The sequence below is a fragment of the Serratia sp. TSA_7 genome, from assembly GCF_052692135.1.
The window spans coordinates 46,340-65,185 of record NZ_JBQZFU010000002.1; the positions used below are offsets into that span (position 1 = coordinate 46,340).

13 protein-coding genes and 3 tRNA genes are annotated in these 18,846 nt (G+C 57.2%); 6 read left to right on the plus strand and 10 right to left on the minus strand.

All coding sequences use genetic code 11. The features are described from left to right. Window positions 1–20: 20 nt before the first annotated feature. The 4 genes from rlmM to ACUTQW_RS09180 form a co-directional block, all read right to left on the minus strand. Window positions 21–1,124 (minus strand): 23S rRNA (cytidine(2498)-2'-O)-methyltransferase RlmM, encoded by a 1,104-nt coding sequence (gene rlmM / locus ACUTQW_RS09165; RefSeq protein WP_064799125.1) that lies wholly within the window; start codon window positions 1,122–1,124, stop codon window positions 21–23. Continuing rightward, a complete protein-coding gene (locus tag ACUTQW_RS09170; protein WP_004952246.1) occupies window positions 1,117–1,512 on the minus strand; it encodes a DUF423 domain-containing protein in 396 nt (131 codons plus the stop codon). Before ACUTQW_RS09170 ends, rlmM begins: the two co-directional genes overlap by 8 nt. A 51-nt stretch (window positions 1,513–1,563) precedes the next feature. Further along, window positions 1,564–2,481: a transcriptional regulator GcvA gene (locus ACUTQW_RS09175; RefSeq protein ID WP_037433556.1), complete on the minus strand. Its 918-nt coding sequence runs from the start codon at window positions 2,479–2,481 to the stop codon at window positions 1,564–1,566. A gap of 392 nt (window positions 2,482–2,873) precedes the next feature. After that, window positions 2,874–3,098, minus strand: a complete 225-nt coding sequence (locus ACUTQW_RS09180; protein WP_004952250.1) for a YgdI/YgdR family lipoprotein — start codon at window positions 3,096–3,098, stop codon at window positions 2,874–2,876. Between the two features lie 194 nt (window positions 3,099–3,292). On the opposite strand from ACUTQW_RS09180, the gene csdA reads away from it, so the two are divergent. After that, window positions 3,293–4,498: a cysteine desulfurase CsdA gene (gene csdA / locus ACUTQW_RS09185; RefSeq protein ID WP_445654844.1), complete on the plus strand. Its 1,206-nt coding sequence runs from the start codon at window positions 3,293–3,295 to the stop codon at window positions 4,496–4,498. 18 nt (window positions 4,499–4,516) lie between these two features. Next, entirely contained in the window at window positions 4,517–4,951 is a 435-nt protein-coding gene (gene csdE / locus ACUTQW_RS09190; RefSeq protein ID WP_006327559.1) for a cysteine desulfurase sulfur acceptor subunit CsdE, read from the plus strand. Here the strand turns inward: csdE and tcdA are convergent. Continuing rightward, window positions 4,942–5,748, minus strand: coding sequence for a tRNA cyclic N6-threonylcarbamoyladenosine(37) synthase TcdA (gene tcdA / locus ACUTQW_RS09195; protein ID WP_006327561.1), 807 nt, complete (start codon window positions 5,746–5,748; stop codon window positions 4,942–4,944). The two genes, csdE and tcdA, sit on opposite strands and share 10 nt — an antisense overlap. Window positions 5,749–5,840: 92 nt before the next feature. Beyond that, entirely contained in the window at window positions 5,841–6,983 is a 1,143-nt protein-coding gene (mltA, locus tag ACUTQW_RS09200) for a murein transglycosylase A (protein ID WP_198640707.1), read from the minus strand. 214 nt (window positions 6,984–7,197) lie between these two features. On the opposite strand from mltA, the gene ACUTQW_RS09205 reads away from it, so the two are divergent. From ACUTQW_RS09205 to ACUTQW_RS09215, 3 genes are all read left to right on the plus strand, one after another. Continuing rightward, window positions 7,198–7,274 (plus strand) — tRNA-Met (locus ACUTQW_RS09205). Window positions 7,275–7,337: 63 nt separating this feature from the next. After that, window positions 7,338–7,414: transfer RNA gene (locus ACUTQW_RS09210), tRNA-Met, on the plus strand. Window positions 7,415–7,478: 64 nt separating this feature from the next. Beyond that, window positions 7,479–7,555: transfer RNA gene (locus ACUTQW_RS09215), tRNA-Met, on the plus strand. A 100-nt stretch (window positions 7,556–7,655) separates the two neighbouring features. Here ACUTQW_RS09215 and amiC read toward each other — a convergent pair. After that, window positions 7,656–8,906, minus strand: a complete 1,251-nt coding sequence (gene amiC, locus ACUTQW_RS09220) for an N-acetylmuramoyl-L-alanine amidase AmiC (protein WP_006327563.1) — start codon at window positions 8,904–8,906, stop codon at window positions 7,656–7,658. 239 nt (window positions 8,907–9,145) lie between these two features. Here amiC and argA point away from each other — a divergent pair, with 239 nt between their 5' ends. Further along, a complete protein-coding gene (gene argA, locus ACUTQW_RS09225) occupies window positions 9,146–10,471 on the plus strand; it encodes an amino-acid N-acetyltransferase (protein WP_006327565.1) in 1,326 nt (441 codons plus the stop codon). Between the two features lie 86 nt (window positions 10,472–10,557). Here the strand turns inward: argA and recD are convergent, their stop codons facing one another. From recD to ptrA, 3 genes are read right to left on the minus strand one after another with little or no spacing between them, the layout of a single operon-like run. Next, complete coding sequence (gene recD / locus ACUTQW_RS09230) at window positions 10,558–12,408, minus strand: exodeoxyribonuclease V subunit alpha (protein WP_064799126.1); 1,851 nt, start codon at window positions 12,406–12,408, stop codon at window positions 10,558–10,560. Further along, a complete protein-coding gene (recB, locus tag ACUTQW_RS09235) occupies window positions 12,405–15,956 on the minus strand; it encodes an exodeoxyribonuclease V subunit beta (RefSeq protein ID WP_006327573.1) in 3,552 nt (1,183 codons plus the stop codon). Before recB ends, recD begins: the two co-directional genes overlap by 4 nt. Then, window positions 15,953–18,841 (minus strand): pitrilysin, encoded by a 2,889-nt coding sequence (ptrA, locus tag ACUTQW_RS09240; RefSeq protein WP_006327574.1) that lies wholly within the window; start codon window positions 18,839–18,841, stop codon window positions 15,953–15,955. The genes recB and ptrA overlap by 4 nt, the downstream gene beginning before the upstream one ends. Window positions 18,842–18,846: the final 5 nt, after the last annotated feature.

Consider the following 18,846-nt stretch of genomic DNA (forward strand, 5'->3'; position numbering starts at 1 on the left):
CTGCAAGCAGCGCCCGGTAGTTATTCGCGCTCGTCGCGACGCCCCGGCACCGCCGACCATATACGGCGCACATGTACAGTGACCTCTTCACGATCGTGATAAAGCTGTTTGGCATGAATTTCTGAACTGATGCCAACCGCGTCCAACGCTTCCTTGATGGTCTGCAGATTCTGCGAAACCTCTTCGTAACGTTTTTTCATCGGCAGCTTCAGGTTGAAAATCGCCTCACGGCACCAACCTTTGACCAACCACTGGATCATCAAGCTGGTCACTTTGGCCGGTTTCTCCACCATGTCGCACACCAGCCAGTAAATCTTGCTGCTGCTTGGTTCGTATTTGAAACCGTCGGCACGGTGATGCGTAACCTGCCCGGTATCCATCAGGCTCTGCGCCATCAGGCCATTATCCACCGCATGCACCATCATGCTGCGTTGCACCAGTTGATAGGTCCAGCCGCCCGGGCAAGCGCCCAGATCGACCGCGTGCATGCCACTGCTCAAACGTTCGTCCCACTCATCGGCGGGAATGAACACGTGGAACGCCTCTTCCAGTTTCAGCGTAGAACGGCTCGGCGCGTCGGAGGGGAACTTGAGGCGCGGAATCCCCATATAGAACGGCGAATTGTTGTTACTGAAGGAGTAGCCGACATAACAGCAACCCGGTGCGATAAAGAACACGTGAACCACCGGACGGGTCGCGTTCTCACGCGCCATCAGCACCTTTTGCTCACGCATTGCGGCACGCAGCGGCACGGTCAGCTTGCGGCAGAACTTCATCAGCTCTTTGCTTTCGTTGGTGTCCGGCACTTCCACTCGCAGCTCACCGCCGCGATCGACCACGCCAATCAACATGCCAACAATCGGCGACACGCGATCTTCCGGTGGCAGATCGCGCAGCAGTTCGCCAACCACCAGTATCTGGCGGGCAAAAATCAGTTCACGGAACGGGATTTCCCGCGCCAGGCGGTCGGCGTCATCCGGCTGATAGCACTCGAACAGCACGTAGCCGCTGTTATCTTTTACCCGGGCAAAGCCAAAGACTTCCAGCTCGGCAGCCTTGGCAGTAATTTCCGCCGCACACTCTTTTTCAAAACCAGGACGGCAATACAAAGCAAGCTTATTCATGGCGCTCGGCCTTTTTCCTCAGACGCAAAGCGCCAATCAACATCAATGCCCAACCGATCAGGAAGCACACGCCGCCAACCGGCGTGATATAGACCCAGACCTTCAGGTGTGACAGCGCCAGGCAATACAGACTGCCGCTGAACAGTACGGTGCCGAGCGCCAACAGCGCCCCGCTCCAATAAAACCACAGGCTGACGCGGCGCTGCATCGCCACCGCCAGCACCAGGATCGCCAGGGTATGGAACCCTTGGTAATCCAACCCGGTACGGATCCAGGCCATCTCGTTTGCACCCAGCGTGCCGTTTAATACATGCGCGCCAAACGCGCCCAGGGCAACAAATACAAAGCCGCTGATAGCGGCAAAAATCAGCATTGAACGACTGCTCATCGTTATTTACCTTTTTGAAGAAAGCCGGCTGCCGCAGAACGGCGTCCGGCCTTATTGTTCATAGCGAAAGCGGAATTTCTCCTGCTCGCTGGCTGCCCGTGCCAGGATCCACTGACGAAAGGCGGCTATTTTACCCAGTTCTGCCTGGCTGTCATGGCATACCAGATAAAAAGCGTTTTTACTGACCAGTACATCGTTAAACGGGCAAACCAGCCGCCCGGCTTCGATTTCAGTTTGCGCCATCACGTTATTCACCAGCGCCACTCCCTGACCATGAACCGCAGCCTGAACCACCATTGCGCTGTGGCTGAAAATCGGCCCCTGTTGCACATTAATGTGCTGCAATCCCAACTGTCGCGTATAAGCCAGCCAATCGCGGCGTGAAGTATCATGCAGTAGCGTGTGATAAACCAGATCGTCCGTCACTTTTAACGCATGTTCCCCGGTCAGCAGGCTGGGTGAACACACAGGCAACAGATATTCCGCGTATAAACGTTCGGCGCGCACCCCTGGCCAATTGCCGCGACCATAAAAAATCGCTACATCGACATCGTCCGCCAGCTTCTCTTCCTCACGGTCCACCGCCTGGATGCGCACGTCTATCCCCGGATAAGCTGAGTTAAAGCCAGAGAGCCTTGGCACCAACCACTGAATGGCGAAACTCGGCGGCAAACTGACGGTTAATGCCCCCTTGGCACTGCGCGCCTGCAACTTGCGGGTAGCTTCGTTGATCGAAGAGAAGATTTCCTTGATATCCAGGTAATAACTTTGCCCTTCTTCCGTCAGCAGCAGCGAGCGGTTGCGCCGCCGAAACAGCTTCAGGCCGAGGAAGTCCTCCAGCGACTTGATCTGATGGCTCACGGCAGCCTGGGTAACGAACAGCTCTTCTGCCGCTTTGGTAAAACTCAGGTGGCGAGCCGCCGCGTCGAAGACCCGCAGCGCATTGAGAGGTGGTAAGCGTTTAGACATTTATTAGCTACTTTTGTGTAACAATATTCCGAATGATTCGGCATAAAAAATCAGGCGACGCTGTGTACCAAGTTGCAGGTCCACGACAGCAAACCGCTATCATTAGTTTTTTTAATCCGAGCCATTATAAATTGTCCGTTGAGCATGCGCCAGCAAATACCTATAGTGGCGGCACTTCCCGGGCCGGAACGAAAAGGGAGTGGGTGTCGAGGACGCCGATGAACTTTTGGCTTGTGGTTGTGATGTTGTGTTTGCAAATTGTCTGGCAATCCAGACATGGTAGCTAAGCTACTGTTTTTTCACTTCCTGTACATTTACCCTGTCTGTCCATAGTGATTTTATGCAGCACCGCAATATTTGCGGTGCTTTTTTTTGCCCGTTTTTTGACGAGGTTACTGGTTGCTTTCAACCATCTCTTTCACGTCTGAACGGTTGATCTGCTGTTCAACGCCGTTGGCGTCTTTATAGCTGATCATGCCTGTGTCGTTATCCACCTTTGGTTTTCCGTCAGCGACAATGGTGCGTCCATCATTGGTATGCATTACGTAATTGCTGGAACATGCGGCCAGGGTAAACGTTAGCATCAGGGCAGAAATAACTGCGGCTGTTTTCTTCATTGCGGACTCCTTGTAGATAAAAATGCTGTAAAAAACCTTTTATGTTATTTAACGCCATTACTTGGCAGGCACTTAATAGCATAACAAACTTATCAGAGATTTCCAGGCGATAAGTCTTAATGGACGGGAGAACTTGTCTCCGACGAAAAAATAGGACAGGATCACCCATTGACTCAGCCAGTGACAATCAGGGTATGACACCTTTTAATCCCACCGATTTTCGTAATCAGTTTCCGGCCCTGCAGCAGGCGGGAAGTTATCTCGACAGCGCCGCCACCGCGTTGAAACCGCTGGCGGTTATCGCGGCGACGCAGCAGTTTTACCGTGACGACGCCGCCACTGTGCATCGCAGCCAACACCGCGCGGCGCAGGATTTGACCGCCCGCTTCGAACAGGCGCGCCGGCAGGTCGCTACGCTGATCAATGCCCCCACGGCCGATGACATTATTTGGGTACGCGGCACCACCGAGGCAATCAATCTGGTGGCGCAAAGCTATGCCCGCCCCCGGCTGCAACCGGGTGATGAAATTCTGGTGAGCGAAGCCGAACACCACGCCAACCTGATCCCCTGGTTGATGGTGGCGGAACAAACTGGCGCGCGGGTGGTTAAATTGCCGCTTGGTGCCGATCACCTGCCGGACCTGGCACAGCTCCCCAGGCTGCTCAACGATAAAACCCGGCTGTTGGCGCTGGGGCAAATGTCCAACGTCACCGGCGGTTGCCCGGATCTGGCGCAAGCCATCACTCTGGCCCACGGCGTCGGCGCGCGCGTGATGATCGACGGAGCGCAGGGCATAGTGCACTGCCCGGCCGACGTTCAGCAGCTTGATATTGATTTTTACGCTTTCTCCGGCCACAAGCTGTATGGCCCGACCGGGATAGGTGCGCTGTACGGAAAAAGCGAATTACTGGCACTGATGGCACCGTGGCAAGGCGGCGGTAAAATGCTGACCCAGGTATCATTCGAGGGCTTCACGCCGCAGAAACCGCCGCACTGCTTTGAGGCCGGCACCCCCAATATCGCCGGCGTACTGGGGCTGGCTGCCGCGCTGGAATGGCTTGGCACTCAGGATATGGCGGGCGCCGAGCGCTACAGCCGTGGCCTGGCCGATCTGGCCGAGCAACGGCTGGCGCAGTTACCGGGCTTTCGCAGCTTCCGCTGTTCAGGTTCCAGCCTGCTGGCATTCGATATTGCCGGCATTCATCACAGCGATATCGTCACTCTGTTGGCAGAGCAAGGCATCGCGCTGCGCGCCGGCCAGCACTGTGCCCAGCCGCTGATGGCGGCGTTGGGCGTCAGCGGTACACTGCGTGCGTCATTCGCACCTTACAACACCACAGAAGACGTTGAAAACCTGGTGACAGCGCTGATCAACGCCATAGATCTGCTGGCCGACTAAATTAACTTCGGAGACGCTATGCTTGCCCCACATCCCTTTGGCAGCGAAATTACCGCCGAGGCGCTGATCGTAAAATTTACCGAGCTTAAACAGTGGGAGGATCGCTATCGCCAACTGATTATGCTGGCGAAACAGTTGCCGCCACTGCCGGAGCCGTTACGCACGGCAGAGATGGAGCTCAGCGGCTGTGAGAACCGCGTCTGGCTGGGGCATCAATTATTGGCTGACGGCACGCTGCATTTTTATGGCGACAGCGAAGGCCGCATCGTACGCGGCCTGCTGGCGGTAGTGCTGACAGCCGTGGAAGGTAAAACGCCGCAGCAAATTGCGGTAATGGATCCGCTGGCGCTGTTTGAGCAACTGGCGCTGCGCGCTCAGCTCAGCGCCACCCGTGCCAGCGGGCTGGAAGCGTTAGCCGCCGCGGTGAAAGCGATCGCCGCTCGTTACGCCTGACGTGCGGCTTTCGCTACCATTTTCTTCAAGGCGTGGGACACGGCGACAAAGCCGAAGGTAGCGGTAACCATGGTCGCCGCACCGAATCCCGCGCTGCAGTCCATTCTTTTTGGCCCTTCCGCGGTGCTGCGTGATGCGCAAACCGTACCGTCCGGTTGCGGATACACCAGCGGTTCGCTGGAAAACACGCAATCAATGCCGAGCTTGCCCTTACTGTTCTTCACCACGTTGAAATCATTCTTCAACCGCTCGCGCAACTTGGCCGCCAACGGATCCTGAATGGTCTTCGCCAGATCGGCTACAGCTATCTGCGTCGGATCTATTTGCCCGCCGGCGCCGCCGGTAGTGACCACCGGGATCTTGTAACGACGGCAATAAGCCAGCAGCGCAGCCTTCGGCCGTACGCTATCGATCGCGTCTATCACGTAGCTGAAATTGTTGTTCAGCAGCTCTGCCGCGTTGTCCGCAGTTATAAAGTCGTCAATACAGGTGACCCGGCATTCAGGGTTGATCGCCAGAATGCGTTCCGCCATCACCTCTGTCTTTGACTGGCCAACGTGCTGACGCAATGCATGGATCTGGCGGTTGGTATTGGTGACGCAGACATCATCCATATCGATCAGCGTAATGGCGCCGATACCGGTACGGGCCAGGGCCTCTGCCGCCCAGGAACCCACGCCGCCGATGCCAATCACGCACACATGCGCCTGGGCAAACAACGCCAGCGCCTGCTGGCCGTATAAACGTGCCGTCCCGCCAAAACGCTGCAAATAGGCTTCAGAATAGACTGTGCTCATAACGCGTTACTTACCTTAACAATGCAAATGATAAGGGCCGGAAGATCCGGCCCTTGCGGGTCAATATCAGCGTACCCTATGACTTATTGTCGTCAGCGGGTAACCAACAACGAACCGCCGTTAGCGGAAGAAGTCTGGCTGGTGAACAATGGCGTACCGGTGTTACCGCCTTTCAGCACCCAGACTCGGCCGTAATGATTGTAATACCCCGCCGAGTGGCCGGCGTCCGGCCCGATGCCCTGGTACATATCGAAGTGCTGGCCTTTGATAGCGCCGCCCACGTCCAGAGCCACCATCAGGCGCATCTCATATTTTCCCGTGAATTTACCCTTGTTGTCCAGCAGAGGCACTTCTGCCAGCAGCGTGGTGCCTGCCGGGATCAGTGAACGGTCGGAAGCTACCGAAGCTTTGGCAATCAAAGGTACCGCACTGGCACCCCGTACCGGCGCAAAAGCCTCCGGACGGAAGAACACAAAGGAAGGGTTCTGCTCCAGCAACTCACGCACTTCTGCTGCGCTGTGGGTATAGGCCCACTGGCGAATCGCCTGCATCGACATATCCGCCTTGGCCACTTCACCGCGATCGATCAGCACTTTACCGATGCTGCGATAGGCATGGCCGTTCTTGCCGCCGTAGCCGAAGAACACCAGCGGTTGACCATTGCCGTAATCCACATAGCCGCTGCCCTGAACTTCCATCATAAAGTTGTCCATCAGCGAGTTGGTGTAGGCAACGATATAACGGTCGTCCAGCGCGCCCGAGTATATACCTGCGCGATCCGGCAGGCGGCCTTTGCCTTTTGGCGGCATGCGGTACAGCGGGTAACGGAACTCACCCTGCTGGGTATAACGCGCCTGCACGACCGGCGTATAGTAGCCGGTGAACTGCACGTTGCCGTAATTGTCCACGCCTTCCATCTGATAGGCGCTGAGACCGTATTGGTTCAGCTGACGGGTATCGGCACCGGCCGCCATCCAGCTTTGCACTGCCTGAAAGGTGCTGTTGTTGCGATTAAACAGTGCAGGAGACGCGTTTTTAATCTCCATCAGCTGATTCGAGTAATCCCTGGCGTTAACCGGCACGCCTTTGGCGTTGGGTTGATTCACCAACTCCAGCGACTGTTCCAGGTGGCCATCCTTATACTGCTGTCCCCGGTCGGTCGGCTTTGACGAACAGCCTGCCAATACCGCTACCATCAACCCGCCCAGCAGGTATTTGCCCCAACGTCCTTTCATCGCGCACACTCTCAAACAGATATGATCTACCGGCGAACGATAACAAACACCCATAGATAAGGGAATCGCCGCAAATAAAAAAACCCGCACGGCGGATAACGATGAAAAAGAACGCAAATTGCGGACTAATTCAGCATAAAGATGGCTTTAACTCAATTAATTGCAAAAAGGGTTGCAACAAAATGCACGGAGAGTATAGTGCGCTTCCATCGGACGCGGGGTGGAGCAGCCTGGTAGCTCGTCGGGCTCATAACCCGAAGGTCGTCGGTTCAAATCCGGCCTCCGCAACCAACCGATACTGCATCAGCGGTATCACGTAAAGGTTGGGATTCGATGAAAAAAGTATTATACGGACGCGGGGTGGAGCAGCCTGGTAGCTCGTCGGGCTCATAACCCGAAGGTCGTCGGTTCAAATCCGGCCCCCGCAACCAACCGATACTGTACCAGCGGTATCACATGAATGTTGGGTTTCGATAATACAAGCATTAAGACGGACGCGGGGTGGAGCAGCCTGGTAGCTCGTCGGGCTCATAACCCGAAGGTCGTCGGTTCAAATCCGGCCTCCGCAACCAATCTTAATGACTACAGATAAGCACCTTAACGGGTGTTTTTTTGTATCTGAAATCTGCCAAAACCCGGCCAGGCCCCCACCCAGCCGCATCAGCTTACACCTTATCCGCGCGCTGCCGCGCCGCCGTTGGCGAAATACGCCTTGATACCCGCCAGAATGGATTCCGCCACCTGCTGTTGAAAATGGCTGGTCCGCAGCTTACGCTCTTCTTCGATATTGCTGATAAACGCCGTCTCAACCAGGATCGAAGGGATGTCGGGGGCTTTTAACACCGCAAAACCGGCCTGATCGACGCGATTCTTGTGCAAACGGTTTATTTTGCCCATTCGGTTCAGCACTTCCTTGCCGAATTTCAAACTGTCGTTGATGGTTGCGGTTTGGATCAAATCAAACATGGTGTGATCCAGATAGCGATCGCCGCTTTTGCTTACGCCGCCGATTTGGTCCGATTCGTTTTGAGTTTGCGCCAGGAATTTCGCCGCCGAACTGGTGGCGCCCTTGGTCGATAGCGCAAAGACCGAAGATCCGCGCGCGGCCTGGCTGGTAAAGGCATCGGCATGGATAGAAACGAACAGATCGGCACGCTGCTTGCGCGCCTTCGCCACCCTCACCTTCAGCGGAATGAACACATCTTCATTGCGCGTCATAAACACCTTCATATTCGGCTCGCGCTTGATTAACGCGCTCAGTTTGCGGGCGATCTGCAACACGATATCCTTCTCGCGCGTTTTGAATTTGCCAATCGCCCCCGGATCCTCGCCGCCGTGGCCGGGATCCAACATGATGACTATCGGACGATCGCGCCCCGCCTTGCCTGCCTGCGGCGCCTCGGCCGGCAAAGTGCGCTCGAGATCGCCCTTGTTGTAATCTTCCAGTAATGCCAATAGCGGATCATAGTCTTCGCCAGTGCCGCCCTTGCTGGGATACAGATCCATCACCAGACGGTTGCGATATTCCGGTACCGGCGGCAGAGTGAACATATGAGGGCTGACACTCTGCTTAAGTTCCAGCACCAGCCGAACGGTGTTTTGATCAAACTGACCGACGCGCGCCTGTTTCAAATAGGGATCGTCAGCGCGAACCTGGCCGACAATGCCCTTCAATACGCTATTGAGATGCACCCCTTCGATATCCACCACCACGCGATCGGGATTGGTCAGCGCAAACTGTTTATATTTCAGTTCGGTGTTTGATTCGAGCGTCACGCGGGTATAAGTAGAAGAAGGCCAGACACGTACGGCAATCACGTGCGATGATGCAGCGAAGCCTATGCGACTCACACTCAGCAACCAACTTGCGGCAACCCCCTGCAATAGACGACGGCGGCCCAGATTGTGATTTGAGTTTGGCATGCGACTCCGGCAGTGGTAACAGGTTAAAACAGATGAAAAAACGCCGATAAAACGGGAATGGCAAAAACTTTAACGAATCCTCCCGGCGCTGTCATCAGAAAATCTTTCCAAGGTTTTTCAATTTATTACCCCATTAGCCCCTTCCGCAAATAAATACAGACAATTTCCCGCTTGCCATCGGGGCAATAAAAGAATAAAAATACAAAAATATCGTATAAATATGCAAAAGAGGTTTTGCCGTGAAGGAACGTAGTACCGAGCTTGTTCAAGGATTCCGTCACTCAGTTCCCTATATCAACGCCCACCGCGGCAAGACGTTTGTCGTCATGCTTGGGGGAGAAGCCATAGAGCATGAGAATTTTTCCAACATCGTCAACGATATCGGGCTGCTGCATAGCCTGGGGATTCGTTTGGTGGTGGTCTATGGCGCACGGCCGCAGATCGACAGCAATCTGGCGCAGCATAACTACGAACCTATTTATCACAAGCATACCCGGGTCACCGACGCCCACACGCTTGAGCTGGTTAAGCAAGCGGCGGGCCTGCTGCAACTGGACATCACCGCACGGCTGTCGATGAGCCTCAACAATACGCCGCTGCAGGGCGCGCACATCAACGTGGTCAGCGGCAACTTTATCATTGCCCAGCCGTTAGGGATTGATGACGGCGTGGATTACTGCCACAGCGGCCGTATTCGCCGTATTGATGAAGAAGCGATCCACCGTCAACTCGACAGTAACGCCATCGTGCTGATCGGTCCGGTCGCCGTTTCCGTTACCGGCGAAAGCTTTAACCTGACGTCAGAAGAAGTGGCCACCCAGTTGGCCATCAAGCTGAAGGCGGAAAAAATGATCGGGTTCTGCTCGTCGCAGGGCGTCACCGATCAGGAAGGCAATATCATTTCCGAGCTGTTCCCCAATGACGCGCAAAAACGTATCGAAGAACGCGAAGCCAGCGGCGATTACCATTCAGGCACCGTACGTTTCCTGCGCGGTGCGGTGAAGGCCTGCCGCAGCGGCGTGCGCCGCAGCCACCTGATCAGCTATCAGGAAGACGGAGCGCTGGTGCAAGAGTTGTTCTCACGCGACGGTATCGGCACCCAGATCGTCATGGAGAGCGCCGAACAGGTGCGCCGGGCGACCATTAACGATATCGGCGGCATTCTGGAACTGATCCGCCCGCTTGAACAACAGGGTATTCTGGTTCGCCGCTCCCGTGAGCAGTTGGAGATGGAGATCGACAAATTCACTATTATTGAGCGCGATAATCTGACCATCGCCTGTGCGGCGCTGTATCCGTTCCTGGAAGAGAAAATCGGCGAGATGGCCTGCGTGGCGGTACATCCGGACTACCGCAGCTCATCCCGCGGGGAAATGCTGCTGCAACGGGTGGAAAGCCAGGCGCGTCAGATGGGTTTGCAAAAGCTGTTCGTGCTGACCACACGCAGCATCCACTGGTTCCAGGAGCGTGGTTTCACGCCGGCGGAAGTGGACGTGCTGCCGATGCAAAAACAGGCGCTGTACAACTACCAACGCCGTTCGAAGATTCTGCTGGCGGACTTGTAATCCTCTGCGGGCGTGGCCTACGCCCGTCTTCTTTCAAGCTGTAGCCTTGTTGACTGCAGTTTGAAAGCCTCAGTACCCGTTCGCTTTTATGGCGTTATCTGCAAGCGCTCCGCCAACCCGCTGCGGCGTTGGGTTGGCGTACGGATCGCCCGCATCAGCACGCTATCGGTGGCATACAGCGAAAGCTGGTTACGTGCGCGGGTGATGGCGGTATACACCAGTTCGCGGGTCAGTACCGGCAGGAAATGATTGGGCAACACCAGCACCGTATGATCAAACTCCGATCCCTGAGACTTGTGCACCGTCATTGCATAGGCGGTTTCATGCGCCGGTAAACGGCTCGGTTGCACCGATTTGATGTTGCCGTCCGGCAGTTGGAAGTGCACTCGCAGCTCGCCGCTCTCATCACGCAAGGCGATACCGATATCGCCGTTAAACAGCCCCAGCGCACTGTCGTTGCGGCCAATCATCACCGGACGACCGGGATACCAACGCCCCAAAGCCCCTGGCGTACGCTGGATCAGCCCGGCCCGTTGCAACCCCGCCTCGATACGCTCGTTCAGCCCGGCGATACCGAATGGCCCTTCGCGCAGCGCGCACAGCACCTGGAAACGACCAAACGCCTCCAGCACCTCTCCCGCATCCGCCCTGGCAGCGACCCGCTGCAAATAATCACCATAGCCTGCTACACAGGCGTTCAGCAGGGCCTGATAGTCCTCCGTTTCTGCCAATGGGTAACCCGCAACGTCACTGAAGCTGCCGCTGAGTGCCCAAGCCGCCCGCTTGCCGTCACCGGCATTCACCGCAAAGGCCAATTGGCCAATGCCCGAATCGGCATCAAAACGATAGCTTTTGCGCAGCAGGCACAGGCTGTCTCGTACCGCCGCTTCCGCCTGCGCACTTTGCCCCTGCAACAGGCAGCCGGTCAGCCGGGTGAGTTGTTCCGCGCGAGCCGCGCTGTATCCCTGCTCGGCAAAACGGCAGATATCCCCCAGAACAGCACCGGCCTCTACCGACGCCAGTTGATCTCTGTCGCCAAGGAAAATCACCCGCGCCTGGGTGGGCAATGCGGCAATCAAACGCGCCATCATCGGCAGATCGACCATTGAAGCCTCGTCCACCACCAGCACATCCAGATGCAGCGGGTTGCCGCGGTGATAACGCATGCGCTGGCTATTGGGCTGAGCGCCCAACAGGCGGTGCAGCGTCGACGCATCGGTGGGGAACAGCGCGCGTTGCTCTGGGGTTAACGCCAACTGCCTGCCGGCGCTGCCGAGCGATTCGGTCAACCGCGCCGCCGCCTTGCCGGTGGGTGCCGCCAGTTGAATACGCAAGCGCCTGCCATCGGCAAGCTGTACCAGCGCCGCCAGCAATTTGGCGACGGTGGTGGTTTTGCCGGTGCCCGGGCCACCTGAAATCACTGCAATACGCCGCGTCGCGGCCACTGCGGCAGCAATTTTCTGCCAGTCCGGCTCATTCGTCGCCTCGCCGAACAGCCGATCGAGAATGGCACGCAGCTCGGGCTCGTCAACCGCCTGATGGATACTGTCGCTGCTGATAAACTCTGCCACCTCGCCTTCGTTCTGCCACATGCGCTGCAGGTACAAACGCTGCTGTTGCAGCACCATCGGCATGGCGCTGCTGCCGTCACCCACCGCCGCACTGGCCGTCAGGCGCTGCTGCCAGCGGGCAAGATCCGGTTGCCCAGCCGCCAGCCACACGGCTTGAGCCAATTCCGGCTGACGCCCCTCAAACAGATTTTCCGGCAGTAACTGCTCCAGCATCAGGCAAACATGGCCGGCGCCTGCTTCCGCACTGAGGCAGGCTGCAGCCAGCAAAATGTCAGGCTCTTCCTCCCCGGCCACTATACGGGCGAACTGCAAGTCCAGCGGGCGCAGCACGCCAAGTGCCTGCGCCTGCTCCAGTAGAGCGATCATGGTTCATCCTCCGCCGTAATGGCTTCGCCGCTGAACAGGCGGTCCATGCCTTCCACCAACTGCGGCGCTGGGCGGCAGGCGAAAATGCCGTTGCCCGGGTGCTGTGCGTCTACCCCGCGCAGGAACAAATAAATCACTCCGCCGAAGTCGCGCTGATAGTCATAATCCGGCAACCGATGGCGCAGATAACGATGCAGTGCCAGCGTGTACAGCTGATATTGCAGATCGTAGCGGTGTTCCGCCATCGCCTGCTCCATCGCCGCACGGGTATAAGCGCTGCTGTCCTCTCCCAGCCAGTTGGATTTGTAATCCAGCAGGTAGTATTTTCCCTGCCAACAAAACACCAGGTCGATAAACCCCTTCAACATTCCCTGCACCTGCTGGAAATTCAGCGTCGGGCAGCGGGCTGAAAGCGGATCGTGTTTTTTCACCAGCTTATCCAGCTCGCCCGCCTGCAACAGTTTTTCTATGGGTAAGTAAAACTGCAGCTCGGCCTGTTTATGCTGCGGTGCCAGCGCCGACAACGAAACACCGGCATCATTGAGCGGGACATTCAGCAACACCTGCATCCATGCCAGCAGTACCGGTTGCCAGTGCTCGGCAAACCCTTGCTGTTGCAACTGTTCAAACAGCCATTGCTCATCAAGGGGTTGGGTGAAATCCAGCGTTTCAAACAGGCTGTGCAGGAAGGTTCCCGGTGCTGCGCCGCGCGGGAAGGTGTGCGGTGTGAGCGCTGGCTCACTGTCCAGTGCCTGTTCGCCTGCGGCGTCGACATCCAGCCGTGGCAGCAGATCCTGCATCAGGCCAGAGCCGTGTTGCTGCAGGCCGGTGTAACTGGTCACCCGCCAGAAATCCTGCACCGGGCGCGTGAAACTTTTTGCCGCCAGTTCGGTTAACGCCGGCGCTTGGGGCAGCCAGGCCTGTTCATCCAGTTGTTCAACCAACGACAGCGCAATTCCCCCTCCAGCCAGTTGCTGCAGACGTTGTTGCAGCCAGGCCGCATCTCCGGCCTGGCCGGCCTGCACCAGGTAACCCAGCGCGCTGCGGTGCAAATCGGTATCACCTTGTTTCTTGCGTGTGCCCTGGATCAATGGCGCCATGCCGATGCTGCAGTGGTATACCGAACGGGTCAAGGCTACGTACAGCAGGCGCAAATCCTCTGCCAACCGTTCTTCTTCCGCCCATTCGATACTTTCTTCATCGGCGTTAAGGTCAAGCAGGGCCTGGAAACTCTGCCGATCGTGGTACAGCACCTGCTGCTGCTGGCGGAAATTGCCGACGAACGGCAACCAGACCAGATCGAACTCCAGCCCTTTCGATTTATGGATGGTGATCACCTTCACCAGATGGCGGTCGCTCTCCAGCCGCAGTTGCTGGTTGTCGGATTGGCGATTTGGCTGGGCTATCTGCTGTGCCAGCCAGCGCACCAGCGCATGTTCGCTGTCGAGTTGCGCAGAGGCCTCTTGCAACAGCTCCCCCAAGTGCATCACGTCGGTCAATCGACGCTCGCCGCCGGGGCTGGCCAGCAGATTTTCCGCCAGGTGTCGCTCATTCATCACCTCACGCAGCATGGGCAAGACACCACGGCGCAGCCAGAGCGTGCGGTATTTATCGAACTCATTGACCAGCATATCCCAGGCGCGTTCGTTGCGATTCAAGCCGTCCAGCGCCTGCGCATCCAACCCCATCAGCCCGGTCGCCATGGCGCTGCGCAGCGTACGCTCCTGCTCCGGCGCCAGCACCGCCTGCAACAGCCACAGCAAATCCTTGGCTTCCGGCGTATCAAACACGCTGTCGCGGTTGGACAAATAGACCGACGGGATGGCCAGAGCGCTGAGCGCATCACGCACCAACGCCGCCTCATTGCGGCTGCGCACCAGCACGGTAATATCGGAAGCCTGCACCGCCCGCCGCTTTTCGCCGTCCACCAGCCAGGCCTGCTGACGTTGCCCGGCACTGAGCCAGTCACGGATTTGCGTGGCGCACAGGCGCGCCATCAATTGTTGGTACTCACTAACGCCAACACCTTCACCCTGCTGCAGCCAAAACTGCATCGCCGGCTGTGGCTGATCATTCAGCTCAAACGCCAACCCGCGATTTTTCTCGGCGGCGGCCACCTCAATAAAGGGAATTTGACCGAACAGGAAGGGTTTTTCTACCTGAGTAAACAGATGGTTAACGCTACCCACCATTGCCGGTGACGAGCGCCAGTTAGTCTCAAGCGTGTAGTGGGCGCTTACCTCGGAACGGGCGCGCATATAGGTAAAGATGTCGGCACCGCGGAAGGCATAAATAGCCTGTTTCGGGTCGCCTATCAGCAACAGGCCGCATTCCGACCGGCCGACGTAGAGCTTTTGGAAGATACGGTATTGCTGCGGATCGGTATCCTGGAACTCATCGATCATCGCCACCGGATAACGCTGGCGAATCGCCTGCGCCAACCGCTCGCCGCCTTCACTTTGCAGCGCGCTGTCCAACCGGCTTAGCAGATCGTCAAAACCCAGTTCGGCACGTTGGCGTTTCTCCTGTTGAATGGAGAGACGAATCTCACTCAGCGCCCGCGCCATTATCAAATCGCGCAGCGTCAGCGGCTCATCAAACAACTCATCTATTGCCACAAACAAGGCGTGCCGGGGCGGATCGCCCTTTTTGGTTTTATCCAGCAGCACTGACTGACGGAATTTTTCCAGCTCTTTCGGCAACTGGTAATCCTGAGTTTCCAGCACCACCCATTCACCCACCTTATGCAACCAATTAGGCAGGTGTTTACTGCTGTAGCTGCGCTTATCAACGCCGGACTGGCTGATTAGCGCCTCCAGATCCCCCGCCGCCGCCTGCCACTGTGCTTTGATAGCGTCAATGCGCGCCACGATCTGCTCATGGCGCATCAATACCGTTTCTTCATCTTTCGGCGGCCGACGCAACGTTGGCGCTTCGCCGCTCAGATAGCCGGAAAGATCGGCCAGCAGCGCCTCCGGGCCGCTCCACTCCTGGCTCACCGCCCGGGCGACGCCCAGCGGTAACGGATAACAATGGCGACGCCAAAAGTCTGCACAGGCTTGACGCCGTAGCGGCAATTCATCCTGCACCAGCGTTTGCTCAAACAGAATGCCGGACTCAAAGGCGTTGTGGGTCAACATGCGCTGGCAAAAACCGTGGATGGTGTAGATCGCCGCTTCGTCCATCTGCCGTTCGGCCGCTAGCAGTTGCGCGGCGGCATCGGGCAGATCGTCAATCTCCGCCATCAGCGCAGACAACAAGGGGTCCTTGCTGAGACCGCGGACGCACGCAATGCGTAACGCATGGATATTGCTGCGAATACGCCCACGCAGCTCTTCGGTGGCCGCCTCGGTAAAGGTCACCACCAGAATCTCCTCCACCGTCAGCCGCCGGGGAAAGGCCGCCGCCTGGCCCAGGCCAAGCAGCAGGCGCAGATACAGCGCACCTATGGTAAAGGTTTTGCCGGTCCCCGCCGACGCTTCTATCAGCCGTTCGCCAAACAGCGGCAGCGTCAGCGGATCAAGCCTCTGCGGGGCAGTCTCTGTCATGGTGTCGCCACCTTACGCGGCAGAGTTTGCTGCAGGGCAGAGGCGTTTGGATAAGTGACCCAGTCTTGCTGCACGGCATAATCCGCTTTCTCTTGCCCGCTGCCGCTGACCTGCGACAGCACCGCCAGCCCCTGCGGCTGAATGACCGCCTGGTGGAAATAATCCGCCAGCTTGGTCGGCGTCAGTTGCTTAACCTGCTCAATCAGCTTCTCGCGGGTATCGAAGGTAAAATTGCCGCGATCGAAATCATTGGCAAAGCGGCTGGCTTCTTCGCTCAGGGTTTGCGGGCGCTGCTTCAGTTCGTTGATCATCGCCTGCTTGTACTGTTCAAAGTCCGCGTCTTTCATCTCACGCAGGCGCTTTTCAGTTTTCGGGTAGAAATCCTGATAGCGTTGATACAGATATGCCGGCTGCTTGCTGTTGCTTTGCAGCAGGAAACCAATCCCCCACTGGCGGCCCACTGAGATTGGGAAAGCAAACACCGCATAGCCCAATTGTTCCTGAGTACGCAGTTGGCTGTAGAACCAGGGCTGGATAATCTGCCCCAGCAGCGAGCTGTAAGCCATGCCGGTCACTTCATCATACCCGGTCGGCACATAGACTGCCGCCAGTGCCGAGTCGGTGCTGCTGCCCGCACGCTGCAGGTTAGCCAACTGTTTTTTAGCCACTTCAACGTCTTCGCCGTGCCACCATTCAATACCGGTGCAGCCCAGGCGGTGTTTCAGCGTTGAGGCCAGAGTATCCACCTGTTGCTTGCTCATATTGCCCACCACCAGCAACTCCGGTGTGGCATCGGCCAACAGGCTGTCGCGGTATGCCAGAACGTCTTTCAGCGTCAGGGTCTTCAGCACCTCGCGGCGCTCACTGCGCTCGGAGTACGGCACGCGGGAAACCATCTGCACCGGTTGGATCGCCAGCTCGAACGCTTTCCCTTTCTCAGCCGAATCCAGCTGTTCCAGATACCAGGATTTGGCCTGCGCCAGTTGATCTTCCGTCGGCGTGAAGTTGGAATAGCCCTCAATCAGCGAGGTCAGCAACTGCGGCAAACGCTGGGTAAAGCCGTTGGCATTGAACATCAGGCCATTGTTCGGCGAAGTCGAGAAGCTCAGCCCGCCAATCGAGGCCTGATAACTCAGTTGATCCAGCGAAATACCCGCCAGATAGTCGGTCAGCGAAAACAGCACCTGATTGCGCGCAGAGTCCATGGTTTTTGCGTTGCGGAATGCCACTGTGACATCGGCTTTCGGCTCGTCGGCAAAGTAACGGCTTGGCATATACAACACCCGCAGACCCGGCTGATCGACCACCATTTCCGGTTTCTTGAACTCGTGAGACGGTTTGTTCAGGGTAAAGTCATCGGGAATATACGGATTCAGCGCAGGCAACGAGAGACTGATCCCCTTGCCCAACTGCTGCCACTGTTCGAAACGCTGCGGCTCGATTTTATCAACCTGATAAGGCGCGTTGACGAAATAGGCCATCTTGTTATGCGGCTCATTCGGGCTGACAAACCAGATGCGCGCATTTTGCGGCGTCATGGCGTCCAGCCGTTCGGCAATCGCCTTGGCGTCATAGCGATCGGCCAGGTAAGGCGCATCCAGCGTGTGTTCTACCGGCACGCGCAGCATGGTGTCCACCAACCATTCTATGTAGTCCATATCGCGGGTGATCGACGGGTAGCGGAAATCCAGGTTGAGAACGTGGGAGATCTCATCGAAATAGCTTTGCTTGATGCCTTCGCTGCGCAGCATTTTCAGGTAGTTAAAGATGGCGGCCACCACCTCGTCACGCTTGGCCAGGCCTTTATCGGTCAGGGATACGCTGATTGAGAATACCCCGCCGTTGCGATCCACCATCGGATCGGCCCCGGCGTTGATCGCATCCGCCAGCCCCTGTTTTTGCAGCCAGTCAGACAGGGTATTTTGGCTACGGTTGCCAATCAGGTAGCTAATATAAGTATCGGTCTTACTGCGGAATTCAGCGCTGTTGTTATCGATGCGGAACTCCACTTTCAGCTGCTTGCGCGGCTGTGCCGGCACATAGTGGATAATGATGCCCTGCTGTTCAGGGGTGACCGCCGGGACGGTAATTGGCGGCACGCTGGCTTCGCGATTGGGCACTTTGCCGAACGTATTGGCCGCCAGTTCGGCCAGCTCCGGCAATGGCTTGCTGCTGTACAACACGCCCATCATCAGGTTGCCCGAATAATAACGCTGGTAGAATGACGTCAGTTCGTCATGCAGCTTGCTGCCCGGCTTGTCCTTCAGGGTATCGAGGTTACCGCCGGAAAAACGCGCGCTCGGGTGAGCCGGGTTCAGCGTTTCCGCCCCGACCTGCGCCATGCGCATGCCGTCGCGTGAACGCGCCATCGTCAGTTCGGCATTGACCGCATTGCGTTCACGATCGGCATTGCCGGGATCCAGCAGAGGCTCCGCAATGGCGTCCGCCATGCGGTCTACCGCCGGCGCTAACGCGTCGTTTTCCACTTCCAGATAGAACGCGGTGCGATAAGACGCGGTGCTGGCGTTGTGGCTACCCCCGTGCTTTTTCAGAAACTCCGCCAGGTTTTCCGGCTGCGGGTAGCGCTTGGACCCCATCAGCACCATGTGCTCCAGGTAGTGCGCCAGCCCAAGTTGGCTGTTCGGATCCTCCAGCGATCCCACCGGCAGCGCCAGTGCTGCCAATGATTTTGGCGCCTGAGCATCGGATACCAACAAGACGGTCATGCCGTTTGCCAGCTTGATCGCCTGATATTGGCGTGGATCGTGATCGCTTTTGTTGATCTTCTCCGCCAGCGGTTGCCATCCCTGTGCGGCCCAGCTTAACGGTGCCCAACACATGGCCAATAATACTAACCCGGTAATGCGGGCCAACTGTCTGCGCATATCCA